A 2,188-nucleotide genomic window follows, 5' to 3' on the forward strand; every position below is an offset into this window, starting at 1 on the left:
GTTCCGGATCGCCACGGTGCGCGGGCTCGGCTACCGGTTGGAGGTGCGTCCGTGAAAAACATCCGGAAACGCCTCCGTTTTCTGGCTGCCCTGCTGATCTTCATCTTTGCGCTTGGCGCCTGCTGGACGGCCGCTTTTTTCTTGACCTCGCTGCTTTATTCCCGGATTGGTGCCCGTCCGCCCGAGCTTGTCCGGTTCCTCATGGATGCGACGCTCGGACTCCTGATCTTTGCCGGGGGGCTCGCGGCGCTTTCCCGCGTCGCGTTTCCCGGGCACATGGCCGGGTTCCAGGCGTTGACGGACGCGATGCGAAGGCTGTCCCGGGGCGATTTCAACGTGAAGCTGCAAGTGCAGGCGGAAGAGGACGGCCAGTTCGGCCGGCTCGTCCAGTCGTTCAACGAAATGGCCTCGGGGCTGAAGGCGCTGGAGGACATGCGGCAGGAATTCATCTCCAACGTCTCGCACGAGATCCAGTCCCCGCTGGCGTCCATCAGCGGCTTTGCCCGCGCCTTGCGCAGCGACCGCCTGAGCGAGGAGGAACGCGGCCGCTATCTCGACATCATCGAAACGGAAAGCAAGCGCCTGTCCCGGCTCAGCGACAACCTGCTCAAGCTGGCGGCGCTCGAGTCGGAACATCCTCCGTTCCGGCCGGAACGGTACCGGCTGGACCGGCAGCTGCGGGAGGCCGTGCTCGCCTGCGAACCGCAGTGGCTGGAAAAGTCGATAGACATGGAGGTCGATCTGGAGGAAACCGAAATCGTCGCCGACCCCGAGCTGATGGGCCAGGTATGGGGGAACCTTATCCACAACGCCGTCAAATTCACGCCGGCAGGCGGAACGATCGGCGTTCTTTTGCGCCGGTCCGGCGAAGCGGCGGAGGTGTGCGTTTCCGACACCGGCATCGGCATCGGGGAAGAGGACTTGCCGCGCATCTTCGAGCGGTTCTACAAAGCGGACAAAGCGCGCGGCCGCGCCGGCGGGGGAAGCGGGCTCGGGCTGTCCATCGTGAAGAAGATCGTCGACCTGCATCGCGGTTCCATCGAAGTGCGGAGCAAGCCGGGCGAGGGAACCACTTTTACGGTACGCCTGCCATTGGAACATGAACGGAAAAAAGAAGCCGACAACAAGGAAGGGATAATGGATGCATTTTGACAGCGTCACGATATTTTACAAGGACAACCTCGGATTTTCGATTGTCAGCGAATCGGAGGTGTTTTCGGAACTGGCGCCGGGCGATTCAGAGGGCATGTCCGGCGAATCGTCTTCCCTGGAGGATCCAGACGGAAATACGTTCCTTTTGTTGGCTTGATGGAGGGATTATGAACACCTTTCTTTACTTTGTAAGGCACGCCGTTTCTCACTTTATTCCGGGCAACGAGCGAAATCGGGGATTGTCCGGGCAAGGAAAACGGGATGCGGCGCGAGTCGCCGAGATCCTGAAAAACGAGGGAATTGATATTATCGTTTCCAGCAGCTATGCCCGGGCGATCGAGACGGTAAAACCGCTGGCGGATCTATTGGGCAAAGAAATTCTCGCATTCGACGCGTTGTCGGAACGCGCGATCGGCACCGTGAACGTGGATCTCGATGACGACGTATTGTTGCGGGCGGCCCAAAAATCGTTTGAGGACTTGGATTACTGCCTGCCGGAAGGGGAAACGACCCGGCAAGCCCGGGAAAGGGCAATACCGGTGATCAGGCAGCTGCTCACGGATTACCAAGGACGGAAGATTGCCGTGGGGACCCACGGGAACATCATGACCATCATCTTGCATTATTTTGACAACCGCTACGGGTTCGAGTTTTTCATTCAAACGACCAAGCCCGACATCTACAAGGCGGAATTTGACGGGTTTGTTTTGAAAAGGGTGGAGAGGCTGTGGAAACCGTAGTTGTCGACATTGAAATTGGATAGCAAGCAATGAGCGAAATTGCTCTGCTAAAGGTCGTGGAGGAAATGGCGAAACAGCAAGGATAACAGGCCAGCCCCAAAAGCCAAAAAAGTATTAAATGCTAAGTTGTCCTGACTGCTTTCTATGCAGTAAAGCATAATCAATCCGAAAAAAATATCCGTCAACTCTTTAAACCAGAACGCATGTTTGGCATAATGTGTTTATGCGACTATAGATTTGGAAGGAGATTTGGACTTTTATGGCAATCTCCTTGGTAAATGAAGAAAGAATTCAAA

2 protein-coding genes are annotated in these 2,188 nt (G+C 56.4%); both read left to right on the forward strand.

Features of this window, described 5'->3' with window-relative positions; all coding sequences use genetic code 11:
* The first annotated feature begins 51 nt into the window (after positions 1–51).
* The gene (locus BAA01_03100) at positions 52–1,152 is read left to right on the forward strand and encodes a two-component sensor histidine kinase (protein ID OUM90576.1); all 1,101 of its coding nucleotides are present in this window, start codon (positions 52–54) and stop codon (positions 1,150–1,152) included.
* 167 nt (positions 1,153–1,319) lie between these two features.
* On the forward strand, positions 1,320–1,892 hold the full coding sequence (locus BAA01_03105; GenBank protein ID OUM90577.1) for a hypothetical protein: 573 nt from the start codon (positions 1,320–1,322) through the stop codon (positions 1,890–1,892).
* Positions 1,893–2,188 lie beyond the last annotated feature (296 nt).

The sequence above is a fragment of the Bacillus thermozeamaize genome, from assembly GCA_002159075.1.
In the GTDB taxonomy this organism is placed as follows: Bacteria; Bacillota; Bacilli; order ZCTH02-B2; family ZCTH02-B2; genus Bacillus_BB; species Bacillus_BB thermozeamaize.

Coding starts and splice junctions, on each gene's coding strand:
- BAA01_03105 (OUM90577.1), top strand. CDS start 1,320: ATGAACACCTTTCTTTACTTTGTAAGGCACGCCGTTTCTCACTTTATT.